Below are 281 nucleotides of genomic sequence, written 5' to 3'. Positions count from 1 at the left end.
GTCTTGATGAGATTCAGCAAGTGGTTACTGACTTTGCACATGCAACCAAGTGCGCGCAGGAAGCGGGGTTTGATGGTATTGAGATTCATGGCGCGCATGGTTATTTGCTGCATCAGTTTTGGGCCGAGCATACCAATCAGCGTGACGATGAGTACGGTGGCAGCCGCGAAAACCGCGCGCGTCTAACCTTGGACGTGATTGATGCTTGCGTAGAGGCATGGGATGCTGATCACGTGGGTATTCGTATTTCACCACTTGGCACGTTCAACAATGTTGAGGGA

The 281-nt window shown here is 51.6% G+C and carries 1 protein-coding gene; it reads left to right on the top strand.

Features of this window, described 5'->3' with window-relative positions; all coding sequences use genetic code 11:
- On the top strand, positions 1-281 hold a 281-nt coding region (locus AAEZ06_RS27105), incomplete at both ends, for an oxidoreductase (protein WP_502948056.1).

Origin of the sequence: Pseudomonas sp. HY7a-MNA-CIBAN-0227, from assembly GCF_040310325.1 — a bacterium.
GTDB lineage: Bacteria > Pseudomonadota > Gammaproteobacteria > Pseudomonadales > Pseudomonadaceae > Aquipseudomonas.
This window is presented reverse-complemented; position numbering and strand designations above follow the sequence as displayed.